Genomic DNA, 22,404 nt, shown 5'->3' with positions numbered 1-22,404 from the left:
AGAGATAAAAACAGATTATTTACATGAGGGGCGAAAGGCGTGTTAAGGAAACAGAGGAAATTCGACAAAAATAAAAGCTAAAAAAAAGCATACACCAGTATGCTTTATGCGATTATAATCAGGCGATTTTGATAGCGCCTATTACTTATTCACTATGAAAACTGACTCATAGTATTGTTCTCTCCAGAAGCTTTCAGCGCCTGCTCTCCAGAGAAATATTCTTTGTGATCATCGCCCATATTAGAGCCGGACATATCCTGATGTTTTACACATGCAAGACCCTGACGAATTTCTTCTCTCTGTACGTTTTTAACATAAGCCAGCATACCCATTTCACCAAAGTAATCTTTAGCAAGATTATCAGTCGACAATGCCGCAGTATGGTAAGTAGGTAAAGTAATCAAGTGATGGAAAATACCTGCTTCTCTTGCCGCATCTTTCTGGAAGTTCTGTATTTGTTGGTCAGCTTCAAGGGCTAATTCAGTATCATCATAAACTGGGCTCATCAAATCAGCGCGTTTATAAGCTGAAACATCATTACCTTCTTTATTCCAAGCATCGAAAATCTGCTGTCTGAAGCTTAATGTCCAGTTAAATGATGGACTGTTATTATAAACAAGCTTGGCATTTGGAACCGCTTCGCGAATACGGTTAACCATACCAGCAATTTGCCCAACGTTAGGTTGTTCCGTTTCAATCCACAATAAATCGGCACCGTTCTGCAGAGAAGTAATACAATCAAGTACTACCCGATCTTCGCCAGTCTCAGGTTTAAAACGTACCAGGCCATTGGCTAAGCGGTTTGGTTTAATCAATTCTCCACCACGACTTAATACCATATCACCCGAGTTTAACTGCTCTAAAGAATTAAGTACTTCCCCGTCGATAAAGTTATTATACTGCTCAGCAAGATCGCCAGGTGCTTGGGATACTGGAATTTTTTGAGTTAAGCCTGCACCTAAAGAATCCGTTCGCGCAACAATAACACCATCTTCCACACCCAACTCCATAAATGCATAACGTACCGCATTAATCTTAGCCAAAAAGTCTTCATGCGGGACGGTTACTTTGCCATCCTGATGACCACACTGTTTGGCATCGGATACCTGGTTTTCAATCTGAATACAGCAGGCACCCGCTTCAATCATTTTTTTAGCTAACAGGTAAGTTGCTTCTTCATTACCAAAACCCGCATCAATATCGGCGATAATAGGCACAACATGCGTTTCAAATTCATTGATTTTCTTTAGCGCCGCCTGAGCTGCTACTTGATCACCTTTATCATTAGCCGCATCTAACTCTTGAAAGATATGACCAAGCTCACGAGCATCCGCTTGTTTTAAGAAAGTGTAAAGCTCTTCTATTAACATCGGAACACTGGTTTTTTCATGCATTGACTGGTCAGGAAGCGGACCAAATTCAGAACGCATTGCCGCAACCATCCAACCGGAAAGATATAAATAGGTACCTTTAGTCGTCGTAAAATGCTTTTTAATAGAGATCATTTTTTGCTGACCGACAAATCCATGCCAGCAACCTAGAGACTGGGTATAGTTTTTACTGTCGGTATCATATGCATCCATATCTTCGCGCATAATTGCCGCGGTGTATTTAGCAATATCAATACCTGTTTTAAAACGGTTTTGCGAGCGCAAACGGGCAACGTACTCAGGATTAATCGCTTTCCAAGCATCACCCTGTTGTGAAATAACATTACTAGCATTATTTTTTTCAGTATTATAATTCATGATAAACTCTCTCTCTCAGTAGTTGAATCCATTAGTGGTTAGATTAATATTCCTAGAATCGGTTATTTCTAGGAAATTTTTGCAAACATTCTGTACTCATGTAATAACGGTTCTGTATATCCATTGGGTTGATCGTAGCCTTCAAAAATTAACGCTTCTGCGGCCTGAAATGCGTAATTTGTTTCATAATTAGGAGACATGTTCTGATAACCAGGCACCCCTGCATTTTGTTTATCTACAATTTTTGCCATATTGCACATAATGCGGCTTACTTGCTCGGTGTTGCATATATCGTGTTTTAACCAGTTGGCGATATGCTGACTTGAAATACGCAGGGTGGCACGATCCTCCATTAATCCAACATTGTTAATATCGGGCACTTTTGAACAGCCTATGCCCATTTCAATCCAGCGCACCACGTAACCTAAAATGCCCTGAATATTGTTTTCTAACTCTTTTTCAATCTCTTTCGACGACAAGGGATAATCACTCGGCATAATCGGAAGGGTTAACAAATCCGTCAGCTTGGCAGCCGGGCGCTGCGCTATTTTCAGCTGCTCTTTAAAAACATCTACCTTATGATAATGTAGAGCATGTAATGTCGCAGCGGTAGGCGACGGCACCCATGCAGTATTTGCACCGGATAAAGGATGTTGAATTTTCTCCTTCATCATTTTTTTCATTTCATCGGGCATTGCCCACATACCTTTACCAATCTGCGCTTTTCCGGCGAATCCGCAGGCGAGTCCAACATCTACGTTGTTATTTTCGTAGGCATCAAACCAGGGCATCGTTTTGATCAGCGCTTTAGGATAAACAGCACCCGCTTCTTTACTGGTATGGATTTCATCACCGGTTCTGTCTAAGAAACCGGTATTAATAAAGACCACCCGGGATTTTGCTGCCCGAATACACTCTTTCAGATTTACCGATGTACGGCGTTCTTCATCCATAATTCCGAGCTTAATGGTATTAGGCTGCAGTTTAAGCATCTTCTCCACGCGGCTGAACAAGTCACAAGTAAAAGCGACTTCGTCCGGGCCATGCATTTTAGGCTTAACAATATAGATGCTGCCGCTGCGGCTATTGCGGATCTTATTACCGGTCTTTTCCTGTAAATCGATACTGCCGATTAACGCGGTAATAGCCGCATCAATAATACCTTCGGGGGCATTATTGCCCTCACTGTCCTGGATTAAATCGCTACCCATTAAATGACCAACATTACGCACCATCAGCAAAGCTCGCCCGTGAACAACATATTTCTCACCGTCTTTGTCGATGAAGGCTTTGTCCTGATTAAGCTGGCGTTTCACCTGTTTACCGTCTTTGCTGAAATTTGCGCTTAAATCACCTTTAATTAAACCCAGCCAGTTTTTGTAGGCTTCAACTTTATCCTGCGCATCCACAGCCGAAATCGAGTCTTCAAAATCCATGATAGTGGTCAGAGCAGATTCTATTTGAATATCATCAATGCCGGCAAGATCTGAACAGCCAATTTTTCCGTGACGATCAATCATAATACCAATATGCAAGCCATTGTTTTTCAAAAGAAGATAACTCGGATCGCTTTTCGAACCATCTAATGCAATAAACTGAGCAGGGGTTTTTAAGCCGGTTTTACTGCCGTCCGGGAAAAAAGCCAGAAGATGCTGGTAATAAACCAAATAGCTTAAAACATCATGGTGCGAGCCGCTGTCAAGCGGGCACACTTCATCAAGAAAGTCTTTAGCTAAGGTAATCACACGTTGGCCGCGGGCTATATTAAATTCAGAACCGGGTTTTAACGCACCGGTTTTCTGGATAACATCAGTGCCGTAATAGGCATCGTATAAACTACCCCATCTGGCATTGGCAGCATTTAATGCAAAGCGTGCATTTTGTACCGGCACAACTAGCTGCGGCCCGGCTAATGTGGATATTTCACTGTCCACATTCTGCGTTTCGATGTTAAAGGATTCGCCCTGCTCGACTAAATAACCGATTTCTTTCAAAAATTTCAGGTAGTCCGGTTGCTCAAAGTTCTGATGCGACCGATGCCACTCATCGATCTGCTTCTGCATTGTTTTACGCGTGGCTAATAACTGCGAATTAAGGGGTGAAAAATCGTTGACCAATTTCATCAAGTCAAACCAGAAATCATCAGCATTCAAATTTGTATGTGGCAGTACTTCTTGATTGATGAAATTGTAAAAACCTGACTCAATTTCACTCTGTTTTTGTTGTGGTAAATTCATGGCTGCATTCCTTCTATTGATTTGACCGCTTAATCCTATGCCTGATCACTTATTGAAATTAATTGAAAAAGTGATCAGGGTTACATTTTAAACAACTTATGTTCGTTTTTCATTCTACGACTAGAAGTCTACACTTAATTTCCTTATAATTTCACAAAGGAAATTACACAGTGTAAATTTTACAAAATGAAAAATTCAAAAACATTAATCAGACAATCGCATTTTCTTGGCACTAAAATCCGTAACTTACGGAAAAGAAATAATTTAACACTCGATGATTTATCTGCCCGTTGTGTGAAATTAGAGCCAGAATGTGCACCCTCGGTGTCTTACCTTTCGATGATAGAAAGAGGGAAACGCGTGCCCGGTGAAGACATGCTGGAAGTCATTGCACAGGTTTTTCAAAAAAATATGCAATGGTTTCTAGATGACGCCTCGGAGCAGGCTGAAATCACCCCCGAGAAAGGTAGCCGTGGCGGCATAAAGGGGATGGCACTTGAGCCAAGTTTTCTTTTTTCAAATGAAATTCTACAGATAGCCATTCCGGAAATGCTCTCACAAACAGGTACCAGCGGCAGGCAGTTTGCGCACTTACTGATTCGTGCTCATCAGGAACATCATCAGAATCACTTTCCTGATTTAGAACGTGCGGCTGAAGAGGTGGGTAAAAAACGCATGCCGTTATATGTTGAAGACTTAATGGAAATTGCAGAGCAGAAAGGCCTGAAAATACGCTGGTTCAGCAAATTACCCGGTGATCGCCAAAGCCCTGCAAATGAAAAGTCGAAGCACATGATTACTTCCTACTTTCAGCCCCCCGGCACCGTTTACCTGAACTCTATTCTGAAAAAAAACACTCCCCGTCTCAAATATGAGCTTGCCGTCCATATAGGTCACCGTGTTTTACACAATAGTGATGGTGAAAAAAGCATTATGGTGGCGGGAGATAAAACCCAGTATGACGTGCAGAATTCAACGCAGAACCAGTCCTATTCCACCAGCCTGGATGCGCAGGATATATTGTATGCATGGCACGATTTTGAATGCAGTTTTTTTGCCGCGGCGCTGCTCTGCCCTAAGGTAGCTTTTCGGCAGTTGCTGGATCGTCATGGTTATGAAGTCAATGTCTGCAAACAAATAGACGTATCAGAATCTGTTGTTATGCGTCGTATGACGGCTGTTTCAGCCTATCCAAACTGGCATTATTTTGATGCTTACAGCCCGGGTCAGCTAAAGGCAGTTTACCGGGGTAACGGTATCCCGTTACCCTGGGGAAATATGCGCGTCGTAAAAGATCCCTGCCAGCACTGGTCTGTATTTCGCATGCTCGGAATGAACGCTAAGGGTACTGCCGCACAAATATCGATACTCAATGAAAATGGCACGCCCAAAATATACTGCTGTGAATCGATTAAAGTGCAGGACTCGGCAGATGTGAACCATGTTTTGTGTGCCGGCATTGATTTGAATCCCGCGATTGACGCACAGGGTCATGATGCACTGGCGCTGGTTCGAGAATTAAAACAAATTTGTATTGCTAACGGTGGTTCGGCGAAAATACCCGCGCATATCAAAAAAGTGTTAATCAGTGTGGCGCGGATTTTAAATATTAATTGGATTGAGCGCGGAATTGCAGGTGAGGCAAGGTTAATTTGTTCTCGGGGAGCAGTATGTCCGCGCCAGCCGAGTTGTTATATAGACAAGACAATTGAGTCTATTTTTTAAAAAAACAGATTCAGTAAGACCTTAGATTATCAGGCTTTTTATACCCTTTCGCCTCAGGCCCTGTTGATCTCTCAGATAATTTAAAAAATAGGCTCCTATCAGCAAGTGATCTGTAAAGAGGGGTTTAAAGGTTTAATCCTCTTTTATAAGCGCATAGGTTCCCGTTGCATAGGCGATAAGTTCCCCTTGATCATGAAGCTCTATGGTCACAAAAGAGGTCGTACGACCCTGCCGCTTTACAACAGCGGAGGCTAGCAGATACTTTCCTAAAGCAGGTTTTAGGTAGTTTATCTTTATCTCCATGGTGACCGCCGTAAATCCGTCTTCAAGATTAGATACTGCGGCATACCAGCCGGTGTTATCCATAAGAGTGGAGATCACACCACCGTGTACAAAACCTATATGTTGGAGATGATATGGCTGTACATGTAATTCAACTTCCGCCTTACCTTTGGAAAAGTTCTTTAATGAAGCACCGGTGTGCTCAAGAAATGGTACAACAATATTTTTCATGTATTTCTCCCTAGTTTTAAATTGGAATTATTATAGCAACCACAAGGGCGCGATTTATCTTAACTTTACTTTGTTTTGATGTAATATAGACAGCCTCCCAGCAAAAAAAAAAAGTTTTGAACAGCATCTTTTTTCCGTTATGCAAGACTGCAACAAAACCTGATCGTAATTTTTCATTTTTCTTCGTAAATAGCCGTATTTCAGGTCTGTTTTCAGGCGATTGGCAGGGTCAATCCAGAATTGATTCTACCGTGATTTAGTTAATTTTAGTGGTGATAAATTAAGGGCTTTGGCAGCACTTAATAACTCTTTTTTATTTTAAATATTTATTTTAATTTCACTAAAGATTGTTCGAACAATCTACTATATACTCGCCGAATCTTTCTATCCTAATACTTAAGTATTTAGCTTCCTGGGGGTTGCGTATGTTGTTTGATGGTAACTTAGTCACCGAGTCTACTATTCGCCAAAAAATTCGAGATTTTCACCGTATCGATGAAAATTTGGCTGTTGATCATATTTTGCCCGAGGCAGAAGTTAATATGCGCGCACGTAGCCGTGCCTGGGAGCGTGCGCGCAAAATGGTGCTGCAAATACGCCGTCAGCAGGAAGGTACTGGCGTTGTTGAAGCATTACTCAATGAATATTCTCTTTCTTCGGCTGAAGGTGTGGTGCTAATGTGCCTGGCGGAAGCATTATTACGGGTACCTGACAAAAAAACGCAGGATGAGCTGATCCGCGATAAGCTTTCAAAGGGCCACTGGAGTACACATTTAGGTACCAGTAATTCACTCTTTGTGAATGCATCATCCTGGGGCCTGTTGTTAACCGGCAGTATGGTTAATTTCAGTGATAGCCGCAAAAGCAATCAGTTTGGCTTATTAAAGAAAACCCTTGGAAGAATGGGTGAACCCGTCATTCGTAAAGCGATGAATATTGCGATGAAGGTCATGGGAGAGCAGTTTGTAATAGGTGAAACTATTGTTGCTGCGGTCAAGCGTGCGGAAGAAAAAGAACGTAGTGGTTATGTCTATTCTTACGATGTGCTGGGTGAAGGCGCAAGAACTGAACAAGATGCGGAACGTTATTTTCAATCCTATGCCAAGGCAATCGTTGTTATTGGTGAAGCAGCTAAAGGCAGAGGCCCTCGAAAAAGCCCCGGGATCTCTGTTAAATTATCAGCTATTCATCCCCGCTACGAGTTTAGTCACAGAGACCGAGTGATTAAGGAACTTCCGCAAAAACTAAAATCTTTATGCTTACTGGCAAAAAAATATGATATTGGTTTAACGGTCGATGCTGAAGAGTCTGAGCGTCTGGACATCTCCCTTGATATTATTGAAATAGTCTTTAGCGACCCTGAATTAAATGACTGGGATGGTTTCGGTTTGGCGGTTCAGGCTTATCAGAAACGGGCTATTTTTGTGATCGACTGGTTGCGCGAGCTAACCGAGAAAGTGGGTCGCAAGCTGATGGTCCGACTGGTCAAAGGCGCTTATTGGGATACTGAAATAAAAAATGCACAAAAAGACGGGCTTGAACATTATCCGGTCTTTACCCGTAAGTCTTCCACGGATGTGTCTTATCATGCCTGTGCTAATCGCCTGTTGGACTATCGCGATACTATTTATCCTCAATTTGCAACGCACAATGCTTATACCGCATCGGTCATTATTGAGCTTGCCGGTGATGATAAAGAAGGCTTTGAATTCCAATGTCTACATGGCATGGGTGACAGTTTGTATGATCAAATTGTAACCACTGATAATATTCAATGTCGAATTTACGCACCCGTTGGTCAGCATGAAGATCTGCTCGCTTATCTGGTACGTCGTCTGCTGGAAAATGGGGCTAATTCTTCTTTTGTTAATGCTATCGTTGATGAAAGTCGTCCGGTTGAATCTTTGCTTGAAGATCCTGTCGAAAAAACCCAGCGACTTAAAGTCACTTACAATGAGCAGATTCTTAAACCGATCAAGTTATTTGGTCAGGAGAGAGATAACTCCAAAGGGCTTGACCTTAATGATATTAATCAGATTACGCCATTAAGAGAATCGCTCGATCGTTGGTTCAATGATCACTTAATCACAGCAGAGCAAGTGCCTGATGATTGTTTTGCGGTAAAAAATCCGGCTGACCATAATGAAATCATTGGCTTTCATCGCCATGACAGCCGTGAGCAAATGGTCGCGAAACTTGCCAAAGCCCACGACAGTTTTGAGACTTGGTCAGAAACTCCCATTGAGGAGAGAGCTAATTTACTCAGACGAACCGCTGATATTTTAGAACGTCACATGGACGAACTCATTGCGATTTGTATTAAAGAAGCAGGCAAAATTGCGCAAGACGGTATTGATGAAGTACGTGAGGCAGTTGATTTTTGTCGTTATTACGCAGCTCGAGCCGAAGAACTTGCTGAAGATAACCGACTAGAACCGCGTGGTGTGGTTTTATGTATCAGCCCATGGAACTTTCCGCTGGCGATCTTTATGGGTCAGGTTGCTGCGGCAATTGTAACGGGTAATACAGTAATAGCTAAACCCGCTGAACAAACCAGCTTGATAGCTTTACGCGCTATCCAATTAATGGAGTCCGTGGGCATGCCCGAGGGCACAGTGACAGCCGTTATTGCTAGAGGTCCTGCGGTGGGTGAAGCGCTGCTTGAAGATGAGCGGATTAAGGCGGTAGTATTTACCGGCTCAACCACCACCGGCACACTTATTTCCCGTATTCTGGCAAACCGAGCCGGAGATCAAATACCGCTGATCGCAGAAACAGGCGGCCAGAACTGTATGGTCGTCGACTCAACTGCCCTGCCTGAGCAAGTCGTTGATGATGTCATTTCATCGGGCTTCCAAAGTGCAGGACAACGCTGTTCAGCCCTGCGCGTTTTATTTTTACAGGAAGAAATTGCCGACGGTATGACCAAGATGTTGATTGGTGCGCTAAAAGAACTTCATATTGGTGACCCTGCTCAACTATCAACGGACGTTGGACCGGTGATTGACAGCAAAGCATTAACTAGCCTAGAAGCGCATGTTAAAGATATGGAGCATAAGGCCGACCTACTTTACGAATGTCCAGTACCGGAAAACAACGGCACATTTTTTGCCCCGCGTCTTTACCAGATAGCAGATATCTCGGTATTAGAACGCGAAGTTTTTGGTCCTTGCGTGCATATCGTCCGGTTTAAGGGCGACCAACTTGCAAATACTATCGAAAAAATCAATGCCACTGGATTTGGATTAACCATGGGTATTCATACTCGCATTGAAGAACGGGCCATTGAACTTGCTAAGTTGTCACGCGCAGGTAATGTCTATATCAATCGTAATATGATAGGTGCGGTGGTTGGAGTACAACCCTTTGGCGGAACAGGTTTATCCGGTACAGGTCCAAAAGCAGGCGGGCCTAATTATCTGTCTCGCTTTATGAATGAAAAGGCAACACCAGCACCACTGCAGGATGATAGTGTGTTGGGTGACGACAAAGCGCTGATCAGTAATAAGGTATCAAATCTGGAAACGCTTGCGTTCATGAAGAATGCTATCAAAGTAGAGCCTGAATGGCGGGTAACCAATTTAAATGATCGTATTTCTGCAGTGCGTCAGCTTCTTGCCCAAATTGCGAAGGTGACCATTGTTGAAGAATTAGCAGATGATTTTAATTCAACACTCGCGGCAGCAAGATCACAGCTGATAAGCATTGAAAAAAAGATGAGAAGACCAAAGGCACTGCCTGGGCCTACCGGTGAATCTAACGTATTGTACTTAGAGCCTCGCGGTATTCTAGTGTGTTTTGCGGATAAGAATGTAACCTTCGAATATTGGACGTTAGCGATAGTGACTGCATTAGCCACCGGTAATACTGTTATTTCGGTGGTTTCTGACTTGTTTTATGAGGAAGCATTGGCATTCAGAGATAAATTTAACGCGACGGGTGCTCCTAAAGGAGTGCTTCAAGTAGCTAAATTATGTCATTTAGAAGCCTTACTAGAGCAGGATAAGTTGGCGGGTGTGGTAATCGACAGTCACAGTCCACGTCGTACCTTTATGGTGCGTAAATTGGCCGAACGTGAAGGTGCAATACTGCCGGTAATCACCTCGGAATACACTGATCACTTGATTCAACGCTTACTCACTGAAAAAAGCATCAGTATAGATATCACCGCCTCAGGTGGTAATACCTCTCTGATGACTTTGGTTGAAGAAGAAGACTAATTATTTTTTTGTGACAACAAACGTGGTTTTTTTAGCTAAAAACCACGTTTTTTCATTACCTTCCGAAGTTTAATAACGCAGAATTTTCAGATGATCTGTCAAAGACTCCAGATAAATTTTCCAACTTCTATTTCAACAGCAAGCAGTTACCTCCATTTTCTATTTTAAAAATAGGCACTGCCATTTTATTGTTTTTTAATCAAATCCATTAATGTCCCGCATCTTCTATCCGGCTAAAGCAGAGCACCGCCCCGCAAATTATCGAAACCAGAACATCATGGCAAGCTGCAGTAAAATGGCCATGGGCGCTTTTTAATTCATCTCGATCCTGTCAATAATTCTGTGCCGCGACTATTCTTAATAGCACCTTTTAAGAAAGTACTCATTAAAGCGTAATCGCATCATAAAAAATATTCTCTATTTATTTTACATACAAGCTAGATGGGGTTAGCAAATTCTGACCCGCTACTATTCTTAATAGCACTCTTTAAGAAAGTATTTATTAAAGCGAGATCTAACTATGAGTACTATCTATTAATGGTTCTCAATTATTTGACATACAAGGTAGATGGGGTTAGAAAATTCTGAGCCGCGACTATTCTTAACAGGACTCTTTAAAAAAGTACTCATTAAAGCGTGATCACACTATCAGTACTCTCTATTAATGGTTCTCTGTTTATTTTACATACGAAGTAGAAGGGGTTAGGAATGCAGCACAACAATCACAATGGTCTTAGTCATCTTGCTCAGAATACTTACGCGGTTATTTTAGCGGGCGGTCGTGGCAGTCGACTGTTTGAGTTAACCAATTGGCGTGCTAAACCTGCCGTTTATTTTGGTGGTCACTTTCGAATTATTGATTTTCCATTATCAAACTGCCTCAACTCGGGGATTAGCCGTGTCGGTGTTGCAACTCAATATAAGTCGCACTCCCTGATCCGTCATATTAACCGCGGCTGGGGGCACTTTAAAAGCAGAACATCCGAGTTTGTGGAGATATTACCCGCATCGCAACGCCATAATGATAATTGGTATCAAGGTACAGCCGATGCGGTATACCAAAACGTGGATATTATTCGCAGTCAACAACCTGAACATATTTTAATTTTATCGGGCGATCATGTCTATCGCATGGATTATCGCACCCTATTAGCTCAACATGTTAAAAGTAAAGCGGAGATGACTGTCTGCTGTATTGAAACATCCGTCGAAGAGGCGGCAGGTAATTTTGGTGTTATGACGATAAATGCGGATAATAGGGTTATCGCATTTAATGAAAAACCGGCTGTTCCTAACGAAATACCGGGTAAACCAGGTCGATGCTTAGCTTCAATGGGTAATTATGTTTTTAATACTAAATTTTTATTCGAACAACTAAAAAAAGACCATAAGAATGAAAATTCCTGCCATGATTTTGGCCATGATCTTATCCCGTCAATTATTCATGAGTGTGATGTTTTTGCTTTTTCTTTCAAAGATCCAAATACTGACCTTCAGCCTTACTGGCGAGATGTTGGTACATTAGATTCGTTTTGGGAAGCAAATATGGAACTTGTGGAGCCGACTCCTCAATTGGATTTATATGATAAATCCAGCCCGATTTATACCTATCAGGAACAACTACCACCCGCTAAATTTGTTTTTGATAATGAACTACGACGAGGCACTGCACTTGATTCAACGGTTGCCAGCGGCTGTATAATTTCCGGCGCAAAAATTCGTAAGTCATTATTATACTCAAGTGTTCATGCGCACTCCTACAGTCTCATTGAGCACTCCGTATTAATGCGTGAAAGTGATGTCGGTGAGCACTGTCAATTACGCCGGGTTATTGTCGATACTAAGTGTTTTATCCCGGCCGGTTTATGTATTGGTTATGATAGAGAACAAGATATAGCCAATGGTTTTCGTGTGACAGAAAAAGGAATTACCCTTGTAACGAAAGATATGCTGGCGGCATTAGCTGACAAAAAGTCAGGTTAAGATTCTCTTTTACAGGGATCTACGAAACTTAAATCAGCCCATAATTAAACCGCAACCCATCTCTAATTTATACTATTAACTCTTTTTTAAATGATAAATGCCCAAACTACCTGAAGATGCAGAGTTATTGATCTTCCGTCGTTTGAGCATAGCTTAGTATAAATGTTAAGACTCAGCGGATAGTACAGATAAACGTTAATGTTAGGCCAAGTTGACTAAAAAGGGATCCCGTGAAAGCGGCTGATTATTATCAGGGTGATACCATGCAAGCTTATCGGCCAAATTGACGACCTCGCCAATGATCATAAGGGTTGGACCTTGCAAACCACCACCGAGTTGTTCCAATTCAGATAATTGACCAATCACCACATGCTGATCCGAAGTCGTTCCCTTATTAACTAATGCAACGGCTGTTTCAGGAGCTCGTCCGTGGTTAATCAATTGAGTTTTAATTTCCTGTGACTGCAGCAAACCCATATAAACAACCAAAGTTTGGTTAGGCGCTGCTAATGCCTGCCAATTAAGCTCCTCACCGTCGGTTTTGCGGTGTCCGGTCACAAAGGTCACTGACTGCGCAAAATCGCGGTGGGTTAAGGGAATACCCGCATAAGCACTGCAACCCGAAGCTGCGGTAATACCGGGAACAACCTGAAAAGCAATGCCAGCTTCAACCAACTCTTCAAGCTCTTCACCTCCCCGCCCAAAAATAAATGAATCTCCCCCTTTAAGGCGCACTACTTTTTTACCCTCCCGAGCAAATTCCACCAACATCTGATTAGTTCGAGACTGCTCTACTTCATGATTACCGGCAGCTTTACCCACCGAAATTAAATCTGCATCACGACGTATTAAGTCCAAAATGTCTGAAGAAACCAAACGATCATATAAAACGACATCCGCCTGCTGCATCAATTGTAATGCTTTTAAGGTTAAAAGAGAGGGGTCGCCAGGCCCGGCCCCCACTAAAGCCACATCACCCTGAGTAATATCTTCCGTTAGACTGGTCTCCATTAAAGCAATAGCGCTCTCTGTTTGCCCTTTTTGTAATAGGTTGGCAAGCAACCCATTACCAAAGAGTTTTTCCCAATAGCGTCTGCGCAAGGGGGCAATTTTAATAACCTCTTTAACACGGTGACGAAATTGTGCAGAAATAGCCGCTAATCGACCTAAATGCATAGGTAATAACGTTTCTAAACGTTCACGAATTAAACGTGCCAGAACGGGGGCTTTGCCGCCACTTGAAATAGCCACAACTATCGGTGAGCGATCTACAATTGAGGGCAGAATAAAGCTCGAAATATCAGCTTGACCAACCACATTAACTAATAGTTGTTTTGCGTGTGCGGCCGTCGCTATATACTCATTAACCTGCTTATTATTGGTGGCAGCAATGACCAACCATTTATTTTCCAGAAGCGCTTCAGCAAATGCCTGCTCAATTATTTTCAACTCTTTATTAGCAGCTTGTTTTAATAAAGTGGGATGAAATTCCAGTGCACAGACAGTCACATCGGCTCCCGCTTTCAGTAATAAGTGCACTTTTCGACAAGCAATGCTTCCTCCGCCAACAACAAGGCAGGGGCGCTTTTCAAGTTTGGTAAAAATTGGTAGGTAATCCATAGTCGCACTCTATTAATGTAATTTTTCGATCGATATCTACACTATAGAGAATTAATTGATACAGATAAAACACTAAAATAGGATTTGTTATTTCAAAATATAATAATGGTTAAGCAGAGACGGCTTGGCTTGCGGCGGTGATCGGCAGGAAAGCCCCCTAATTATAGGGAATAAGCTGAGGATAAATAAATTGCGGTAAAAAAATGCCATCGACTTTGGAGCGATAGCATTAGATCAAAATAGACGACTTAGATATTACTTAGCTCGCTTCGGTTACCAGCGTTTTGCTAACAAAATCAATACCCATTTCAATATCTGCATGTAATACAGATAACATTTCTTGTTTTTTGCTCTCTTCGAAAGAACTCAATTCACCATAAGGTAATACCTTATCAATGCCATTTTTACCCAGTAACAGTGGCTGAGTAAAGAAAGGCGAAGCTGGATTGCCACCATCCACATAGGCATTTTGAATAATACCCTGTTTTCCTGACAAAGCATCTACAAGCTGAACAGCAAAGCGAGCAGCTGCACAGGCCATTGAAAGCGTTGCAGAACCACCACCCGCTTTTGCTTCAACCACTTCTGTACCGGCATTTTGGATACGAGAAGTTAAGTCGATCACTTCCTGATCCGTAAATGAAATGCCCTGAATCTGTGATAAAACTGGTAGAATAGTTGTGCCGCTGTGACCACCAATGACATTGACTCGAACATCTTCTGAAGGTAGACCTTTTAACTCAGCGACAAACTCTTCGGCGCGAATAACATCTAAGGTTGTAATACCAAATAATTTGTTTTTATTATAAACACCTGCAGCTTTTAACACTTCAGCGGCAATTGCGACTGTTGTATTAACAGGGTTGGTAATAATTCCGATACAAGCTTCAGGTGCGACTTCTGCAACTTTAGCAACTAAGTTTTTGATAATACCGGCATTAATATTAAATAAATCAGAGCGATCCATACCAGGTTTGCGGGCAACCCCAGCTGAAATCAAAATAACATCCGCACCTTCAATAGCTGCAGTAGGATCCGTACCGGCAAAACCTTCAACTTTAACGCTAGTTGGAATATGGCTTAAATCTTTTGCAACTCCGGGTGTAACGGGAGCAAGATCATAAAGTGATAAAACTGAATTTGCAGGTAAATCAAGTTTTAACAATAAAGCAAGTGCTTGCCCAATACCACCGGCGGCTCCAAGAACAGCAATTTTCATAACGATCTCCAATATGTATCTAATTAATGATATAAATGTGAATGGTCATTTTAATGAAAAATGAGCAAGCATGTAATAAATATTAATGAATTGTGAGCGATACATGAATAATCATATTAAAAAATAAGATTAAGTGAGGTCACGCTATTTTTAAACAATAATAGTTTGAAAAGCAGCAAGAGTTGCTTAATACCTGAAACAGCAGATAACTCTGAATGGTGGTTAATTTGTGATGCAAGGTCGCAGGGCTTAAAAATAGCGTTTATATATTTTTTGATAAGTACCATTTTCAGTAATAATTTTAAGACCCAAATTCAACCGCTTTTGCAGTTTGATATTTCCTTTTTGAATCGCGATACCATAGCCTTGCGAAAATAATTTTTGCTGCGCATTATTAATCTTATGAAGGTCAAAATGAGTGCGATTATCTTTTTGTTTTAAAAATGTCGATGCGACCGCTTGATCGACAAATGCCGCATCAATTTTTTCAGCACTTAAATCCGAAAGAATTTCGGAATAGGTGACGTAAGAGATGATAAAACTATTCTCTTTTTCATATTTAATTAAATATTCCTGGTTGGATGAGTTAGAACGCACTCCTATAAATTTCCCTGCCGTTGAGAAGCTTTCCTGAGCCGATTTTTTACTGATAAAGACGGGCGAATTCTCATAATAACTATTAGTAAAATCCACTGTTTTTAAACGTTCGCTGGTAATATCTAAAGCGGAAATAACCGCATCAAAACGCGCGAAGGATAATGACAGCAGCAGGCTCTCAAAACGTTGATGATGAAAACTGCAGGTTAAATTAACAGCTTTACAAATCGCTTTAACCATATCAATGTCAAAACCCTGAATCTGTTGCTGTTCATCTAAGTATTCAAAAGGGTAATAATTTGCATCGGTCGCAAAACGAACTTTTATATTATCGTGAGGAACTGCCGTCGAAGATAGGACAGAAAAGGCGGAAAAAAATAGAAATATTGAAAGAAAAATGCGTGGAATAAGCATGATGTTTAATATCCAATTCATTCATTAATAACAAAAAAAATTCACGTTGTAGACGTTTAAAATACTTATTGAGAATGACCTATATTACACTAATCTTAACATTTAATGACTATCTATTTTAAACACAAGTCTGAAATTGAATAGTTATGCATTTTAATTGTAGATTAATGGGTTGATAAATGCTTAATATTCATTATTATTGCGCCCTTGAAGCACTAAAAAGAATAAATAATGAAGCAATCAACAGAATTAATGACATTTTTCAAAGCATTATTGGAAAAAGAACATTTTAGCTCTCAAGGCGAGATAGTAGAAGCCTTGGTTAATGCTGGTTTTAATAATATTAATCAGTCAAAAGTTTCCCGCATGTTAAGCAAATCCGGCGCAGTACGCACACGTAATGCAAAACAAGAAATGTTATATTGTTTACCGGCTGACTTAAGTATCCCTATAATTACAAGCCCATTAAAAAACCTTGTATTAGATATAGATCGCAATGACAGTATCATTGTTATCCGTACCAGTCCCGGTGCCGCTCAGTTAATCGCTCGCTTATTAGATTCGATCGGTAAAACCGAGGGCATATTAGGTAACATCGCCGGCGATGATACTATCTTCACAACCCCGACGAACTCTAAAAAAATACAGGAAACGATGAATATCATCAAAAAATTATTTCATTGATTTTCCCTGTCGCGAACGCCGTTTTTTATAGCGACGATTGAAAACCCGCTGAGAATATTATTCTCAGCGATTCCCCATTTTTAATTTGAGCATCCACGACTGCTATATTAACTTCTGTTTTAAGGTCTATCGTAACACTTCACATATTAGCTATTAAGCTTGAAGACCTCCTGTCGCTTTGTTAATAGCATCCTACACTTACCTGCACATGACATTATATCGGGAAGTGATTTTATGAAAAAGACTCAAGGATTTACATCGTATTAAATATAGAAGGTACTTTAATGAAAAAGATTCAGAGCGTTACATCGCATTAAATAGAGGAGATGATTTTATGAAAAAGGCTCAAGGATTTACATTAATTGAACTCTTAGTTGTAATAGTGATTATCGGGATATTAGCAAGCATCGCTTACCCCAACTATAAATCTTATATGCTTAGCGTAAATCGCAGTGATGCCATAAATGAATTGCAAAAAGCACAGTTAGTACAGAGCAGTCTGCATATTTTAAATCCAACATATTCAACTGTCGCAGGCGACGTCGGACTACCGGATAATCATAGTTATTATACTTTTACTATCATCTCAGCAGGAAGATCTACTTATGTAATGAAAGCGGTCGCTAAAGCAGGGACAATGCAGGCGAATGATAAGTCTCAATGTACAACCTTAGTGATCAATCAGGACAACCTGCATTCTGACGATCAGGGTGACCCCAATGATGAATGCTGGTCATAAAAAAATCCCCAATTTTTTACAAAATCAGGGATTATGATCGACCGGCAAGATTGTTAAAGAGTTATTAACGGATAAGCATAGTAGACAATATTAAACCTTTCTTTTCTTATGAACTAATAACGCGTATTGAGCTCTTTTTTATTAAAAAATTCTCGCGATTTATCTAAAATGTGCTGGTAGATAACATTATAAGCTAATACATTTTTCACATAGTTACGCGTTTCTTTATAGGGAATGGTTTCAATCCAACTATCCATCTCCAAGCTTTGCCCAGCTTTACCTTTCCAGCTATCAACGCGATGAGGACCCGCATTATAAGCCGCTGTAGCAAGGATTCGATTACCGCTATAACGTTTTAATAACATCTCAAAATAAGCTGTGCCTAACTGCACATTAATAGCCCCTTCAGTTAACTGCGCCTGATCGTTATAATCTTTCATCCCGATCATTTGCGCCGTTTCTTTTGCTGTCGCCGGCATCAGCTGCATATAACCACTGGCACCCACTCGAGATTTCGCGTACTCGTCAAAAGCACTCTCCTGACGAGCCAGAGCATAAATATAGGTTGGCTCCAGCTGGTATTGATTCGCCGTATTTGCAAATAAGCTCGGTTTTACTTCGGGAAAACGTATATTCAACGCATCCCAACTCTTACTGTTAATACTGGCCATCACCGACAGATGTGCCCAATCCTTTTGATATGCGTACAAGCCTAGCTGCAGCTGAGTGTTTGTATCGTTGTTATTTAATAATGCATGCCATTCTCGCTTTAAAAGTGCATTACGTTTTTGGAAGACTAATTCTCCAATATGAGCAAGATCCGCTTTCATCATCTTTAAGCTGTTACTCTTTTCACTGACTAATTTAGCATTTAGCTGATAATCAAGCCCCAACTTTTGAGCCGCCAGAAAACTATAATAACGTCTTTGCCCGGCAATCTTAAGATAGAGTTTATCGGCTTGTGTCTGCTGTTGTTTGTTTTCTAATACACGCGCTTGCCAATATATCCATTTGTCTTTTTTTTGTAATCTTTGTGGCAAAGCGTTTAACCAATATTCAATATCTTTCCAGTTATCCAATTTTATTGCATAACGAAGTCGCAGCTCAAACAATCCGTCATCATTCAAAGAGGCAAGCGCTTTATCTAACCATGGCAGCTGCCCCTCCTCATCATACAATAGGACCCGTAATGCAAAATATTTTTTTAATGCCTGACTTTCGAAAGCCGTAAAAGGAATTTTTTTCTCATAAATGTTAAACAGATCCATAGCGGCATCCAGATCGACTCGCGCTAAGCGTTTAATACTCGTTTGTAAAAATACAAAGCTGTCCTGTTCTCTGCTTTTAAATAATTCGCTGCTCAGCAAGCCCTTTGGATTTTTATATAACCCATATAACTGAGTTGCGAGGCTCCTGTTATCCCCTTCCATCCAGGTAATTAAATAACGCATTAAAGCAGGGGAATGACGCTGATAAGCTAAGCTAAAACGCTGCCAAACCAACGTTTCTGAAAGGGAGTTATTATCACGGTAAACCGCGATAACACTGTCACAGGCCGGCGCTAAAGAGCTTCCCGTTAACCAGGTTTTTTTAAATTCAGGCCAAATTTCTTTCGTCTTACCCTGACTTATTTTTGCCTGGAAGTAATTACATTTAAGATCACTACTATTAGGTAATTGCGGATAAAAATTCAAAAATTCCTTCCAGGCATGATTTTTTGCTAAAAAGCGTAAATAATCTCTTTCTAAATCTAAGGAAAGGCTACGTTTCGGGTTATTGTTAATAAAGGACTGCACCACTGCTGCGTTATTAACAGCAAAATGTGCCTTAATACTCTGAAATTCAAGCAGGTAAGTTAATGGATACTCGGGGATTAATGCCACCTTTTTTTGTGCTCGCTCCCACTCGCCTTGTTCTTGTAAAACAATAACCTGTGAGTAGAGTTCTCTTTGCTCCTCGAGATTATAGGCAGAGACAAAACTTGTCATAGAGAAAAAACCGCAACACAGTAGTAATAATTTATTCACCAAGGCTCTCCCAAAAGGTTAATTAGTCTCTCATATCATCACAAAACCGAGGATAATAATAGTATTTTTGTGTACTCATGGTTTGGCTGTGAAAATATTTTTTTGCAGCTTCCCTGTTCAATAATTTCGCCATTGTGCATCACCAATACACGGTGGCTAATAGCGCGAACCACGGACAAATCATGGCTGATAAAAAGATAGCTCAAGCCGAGTTCTTTCTGCAGTGATATTAACAATGCTAATATCTGTTTCTGAATACTGCGATCTAACGCTGACGTTGGCTCGTCTAATACAATTAACTGCGGTTTTAGGATTAAGGCCCGCGCAATTGAAATTCGCTGACGCTGCCCCCCGGAAAACTCATGGGGGTAACGCAACCCGCTGTCTTTTTCCAGACCAACCCGTTGTAAAACCTGCTCAACTTGAAGATCAATTTCTTTAGCGGATAATGGTTTTGTTTGTTGATGAACCTGCAGTCCTTCGGCAATAATATCGCGAACAGACATACGCGGACTTAAGCTGGCAAAGGGATCCTGAAAAACTATCTGTAATTTTTTCCTTAATCTTTGTAACTCGTTATGTTTAATAGCATTTATTTTTTTCCCCAAATAAACAACATCTCCGGTACTTTTATTGAGCTGCAATATCGCCTGCGCTAAGGTACTTTTCCCTGAGCCGCTTTCCCCCACAATAGCCACAGTTTCACCCTGATGAATCTGTAAACTGACATTTTTAACGGCTTGCAGACTGCGGGTGGTTTTTCCCCAAAAATTTTTCTTTAACGGGTAGCTCACATTGATATTATTCGCGCTTAAAATAAGTTCGGGAGAAATTAATTCCGTCATTTCGCCACTAGGTTCCGCATTCAATAAAAGTTTGGTATAGGCGTGCTTGGGGTTTGAAAAAAGATCATTTTTACTGCTGTATTCTATGCTTTTACCATCGTGCATCACTAACACTGAATCGGCAATATGCTTAACTACATGGAGATCATGGGTAATAATTAAGACCGCCATATTAAGACGTTTTTGTAATGATTTTAACAGATCCAAAATTTGCCTTTGAATAGTCACATCAAGGGCAGTAGTCGGCTCATCGGCAATCAGCAGTTCCGGATCGTTAGCGAGCGCCATGGCGATCATCACACGTTGACGTTGCCCACCGGATAATTCATGCGGATAAGAAGCTAAGCGTGTTTCCGGTGCTTCAATGCCCACCAAATCTAATAACTCAATAATACGCGCAGTGGATGCCTTACCTGTTAATCCTTTATGGATCAGCAGGGTTTCAGCAATCTGCTTTTGCACCGTATGCAAAGGGTTGAGTGAGGTCATCGGCTCCTGGAAAATCATGCCTACTTTATTACCGCGAATCGTTTCTAATACTGCCGTCTCTTTTCCCACTAACTGCAAACCATCTATGTAGATTTGACCTGCAGGGTGGTGTGCATGGGGATAGGGTAATAACTGCAGAATAGATAAGGCAAGCAGAGATTTACCCGCACCACTTTCACCCACTATGGCGAGTGTTTGCCCTTTATCAAGGCTAAAACTTACTCCGCTGACAACCTTTTTATCGCCAAAACTGACCGCCAGATTTTCTATTTTTAATAATTCATTTTTGCTACTCACAAGGATCTCCTTGGATCAAATGCATCACGCGTCGCTTCTCCGATAAAAACCAATAATACCAAAATAGTGGATAATGAAATAAACGCAGTAATAGCAAGCCAGGGGGCATGCAGGTTGTCTTTACCCTGTGCGACCATCTCGCCTAAGGATGCAGAACCAAGGGGTAAACCAAAACCGAGAAAATCCAAGGAGGTTAACGTGGTTAAAGCTCCGGTAAACAGATAGGGCATAAAAGTTAAGGTTGCAATCATGGCATTGGGCAAAATATGTTTAAACATAATTTTTTTATCGCCAACCCCCAAAGCACGGGCGGCTTTTACATATTCTAAATGGCGTCCGCGTAAAAACTCCGCACGCACCACCCCCACTAAACTTGGCCAGCTAAAAAGAATCATTAAGCCTAATAACCACAGAAAAGTGGGCTCCACAAAACTGGCTAAAATAATCAGCATAAATAACATCGGCAGGCCTTCCCAAATTTCTAAAAAACGCTGCCCGAAAAGATCTATTCGCCCGCCGTAATAGCCTTGAACAGCACCCACAATAATACCAATCACTGAACTGACTAAGGTTAACGCCAACGCAAATACAACAGAGATTCGAAATCCATAAACCAAACGCGCTAACACATCCCGGCCCTGATCATCGGTTCCCAGATAGTTAATATCGCTGGGTGGCGAGGGTGCAGGCTCGGTTAACTCAAAATTAATACTGTCAAAATAAAATGGGATAAGCGGCCAGATGATCCAGCCTGCTTTGCGAATTTGCGTCACCATATAAGGGTCACTAAAATCCGTGGTAATATCAAAATCCCCCCCGAGTTGATTCTCAGGAATATCCTCAACAAGGGGGAAATACCAATGCTGCTGATAGGAAACCATAATAGGTTTGTCATTTATCCACAGTTCACCCAGTAAACTGGCTGAAAATAAGATTAAAAAGATCCACAGCGACCAGTAACCACGTTTATTATTTTTAAACTGTAACCAGCGGTCCGCATTAACCGGATTGCGGCGCATCTCTTGCCATGTGTTTAATAATGACATA

At 41.1% G+C, this 22,404-nt stretch carries 14 protein-coding genes; 5 read left to right on the top strand and 9 right to left on the bottom strand.

Annotated elements, in window-relative coordinates:
* Positions 1 to 152: 152 nt before the first annotated feature.
* Together CXF72_RS16015 and CXF72_RS16010 are read right to left on the bottom strand one after the other, a co-directional pair.
* Positions 153 to 1,748 (bottom strand): isocitrate lyase, encoded by a 1,596-nt coding sequence (locus CXF72_RS16015; RefSeq protein ID WP_101040499.1) that lies wholly within the window; start codon positions 1,746 to 1,748, stop codon positions 153 to 155.
* A 68-nt stretch (positions 1,749 to 1,816) separates the two neighbouring features.
* Positions 1,817 to 3,985, bottom strand: a complete 2,169-nt coding sequence (locus tag CXF72_RS16010; RefSeq protein WP_101040497.1) for a malate synthase G — start codon at positions 3,983 to 3,985, stop codon at positions 1,817 to 1,819.
* 186 nt (positions 3,986 to 4,171) lie between these two features.
* On the opposite strand from CXF72_RS16010, the gene CXF72_RS16005 reads away from it, so the two are divergent.
* Entirely contained in the window at positions 4,172 to 5,710 is a 1,539-nt protein-coding gene (locus tag CXF72_RS16005; protein ID WP_101040495.1) for a DUF3612 domain-containing protein, read from the top strand.
* A 132-nt stretch (positions 5,711 to 5,842) separates the two neighbouring features.
* On the opposite strand, the gene CXF72_RS16000 is transcribed toward CXF72_RS16005, so the two are convergent.
* Positions 5,843 to 6,223, bottom strand: coding sequence for a PaaI family thioesterase (locus CXF72_RS16000; protein WP_101040493.1), 381 nt, complete (start codon positions 6,221 to 6,223; stop codon positions 5,843 to 5,845).
* A 425-nt stretch (positions 6,224 to 6,648) separates the two neighbouring features.
* Here CXF72_RS16000 and putA point away from each other — a divergent pair, with 425 nt between their 5' ends.
* Complete coding sequence (putA, locus tag CXF72_RS15995) at positions 6,649 to 10,443, top strand: bifunctional proline dehydrogenase/L-glutamate gamma-semialdehyde dehydrogenase PutA (RefSeq protein WP_101040491.1); 3,795 nt, start codon at positions 6,649 to 6,651, stop codon at positions 10,441 to 10,443.
* A 708-nt stretch (positions 10,444 to 11,151) separates the two neighbouring features.
* Entirely contained in the window at positions 11,152 to 12,426 is a 1,275-nt protein-coding gene (gene glgC / locus CXF72_RS15990; protein ID WP_101040489.1) for a glucose-1-phosphate adenylyltransferase, read from the top strand.
* Between the two features lie 201 nt (positions 12,427 to 12,627).
* On the opposite strand, the gene cysG is transcribed toward glgC, so the two are convergent.
* From cysG to CXF72_RS15975, 3 genes are all read right to left on the bottom strand, one after another.
* Positions 12,628 to 14,046 carry a siroheme synthase CysG gene (gene cysG, locus CXF72_RS15985; protein ID WP_101040487.1) on the bottom strand — a complete coding sequence of 473 codons (1,419 nt, stop codon included), beginning with the start codon at positions 14,044 to 14,046 and terminating at the stop codon, positions 12,628 to 12,630.
* Between the two features lie 259 nt (positions 14,047 to 14,305).
* On the bottom strand, positions 14,306 to 15,265 hold the full coding sequence (gene mdh, locus CXF72_RS15980) for a malate dehydrogenase (RefSeq protein WP_101040484.1): 960 nt from the start codon (positions 15,263 to 15,265) through the stop codon (positions 14,306 to 14,308).
* A gap of 249 nt (positions 15,266 to 15,514) precedes the next feature.
* On the bottom strand, positions 15,515 to 16,276 hold the full coding sequence (locus tag CXF72_RS15975; protein WP_232785007.1) for a transporter substrate-binding domain-containing protein: 762 nt from the start codon (positions 16,274 to 16,276) through the stop codon (positions 15,515 to 15,517).
* Positions 16,277 to 16,507: 231 nt separating this feature from the next.
* On the opposite strand from CXF72_RS15975, the gene argR reads away from it, so the two are divergent.
* A complete protein-coding gene (argR, locus tag CXF72_RS15970; RefSeq protein WP_101040481.1) occupies positions 16,508 to 16,960 on the top strand; it encodes a transcriptional regulator ArgR in 453 nt (150 codons plus the stop codon).
* A 334-nt stretch (positions 16,961 to 17,294) separates the two neighbouring features.
* Positions 17,295 to 17,699 (top strand): type IV pilin protein, encoded by a 405-nt coding sequence (locus CXF72_RS15965; RefSeq protein WP_101040479.1) that lies wholly within the window; start codon positions 17,295 to 17,297, stop codon positions 17,697 to 17,699.
* Positions 17,700 to 17,812: 113 nt separating this feature from the next.
* Here the strand turns inward: CXF72_RS15965 and CXF72_RS15960 are convergent, their stop codons facing one another.
* Genes CXF72_RS15960 through CXF72_RS15950 form a run of 3 tightly spaced genes read right to left on the bottom strand, consistent with a single transcriptional unit; the run spans position 17,813 to position 22,403 of the window.
* Positions 17,813 to 19,726 carry a transglycosylase SLT domain-containing protein gene (locus CXF72_RS15960; protein WP_198552630.1) on the bottom strand — a complete coding sequence of 638 codons (1,914 nt, stop codon included), beginning with the start codon at positions 19,724 to 19,726 and terminating at the stop codon, positions 17,813 to 17,815.
* Between the two features lie 38 nt (positions 19,727 to 19,764).
* On the bottom strand, positions 19,765 to 21,357 hold the full coding sequence (locus CXF72_RS15955) for an ABC transporter ATP-binding protein (RefSeq protein ID WP_101040477.1): 1,593 nt from the start codon (positions 21,355 to 21,357) through the stop codon (positions 19,765 to 19,767).
* Entirely contained in the window at positions 21,354 to 22,403 is a 1,050-nt protein-coding gene (locus CXF72_RS15950) for an ABC transporter permease (RefSeq protein WP_101040475.1), read from the bottom strand. The genes CXF72_RS15955 and CXF72_RS15950 overlap by 4 nt, the downstream gene beginning before the upstream one ends.
* Position 22,404 lies beyond the last annotated feature (1 nt).

The sequence above is a fragment of the Psychromonas sp. MB-3u-54 genome, assembly GCF_002836415.1.
In the GTDB taxonomy this organism is placed as follows: Bacteria; Pseudomonadota; Gammaproteobacteria; order Enterobacterales; family Psychromonadaceae; genus Psychromonas.
Note: the sequence above shows the minus strand (reverse complement) of the source record. Positions and strands in the feature narration are given on the sequence as shown.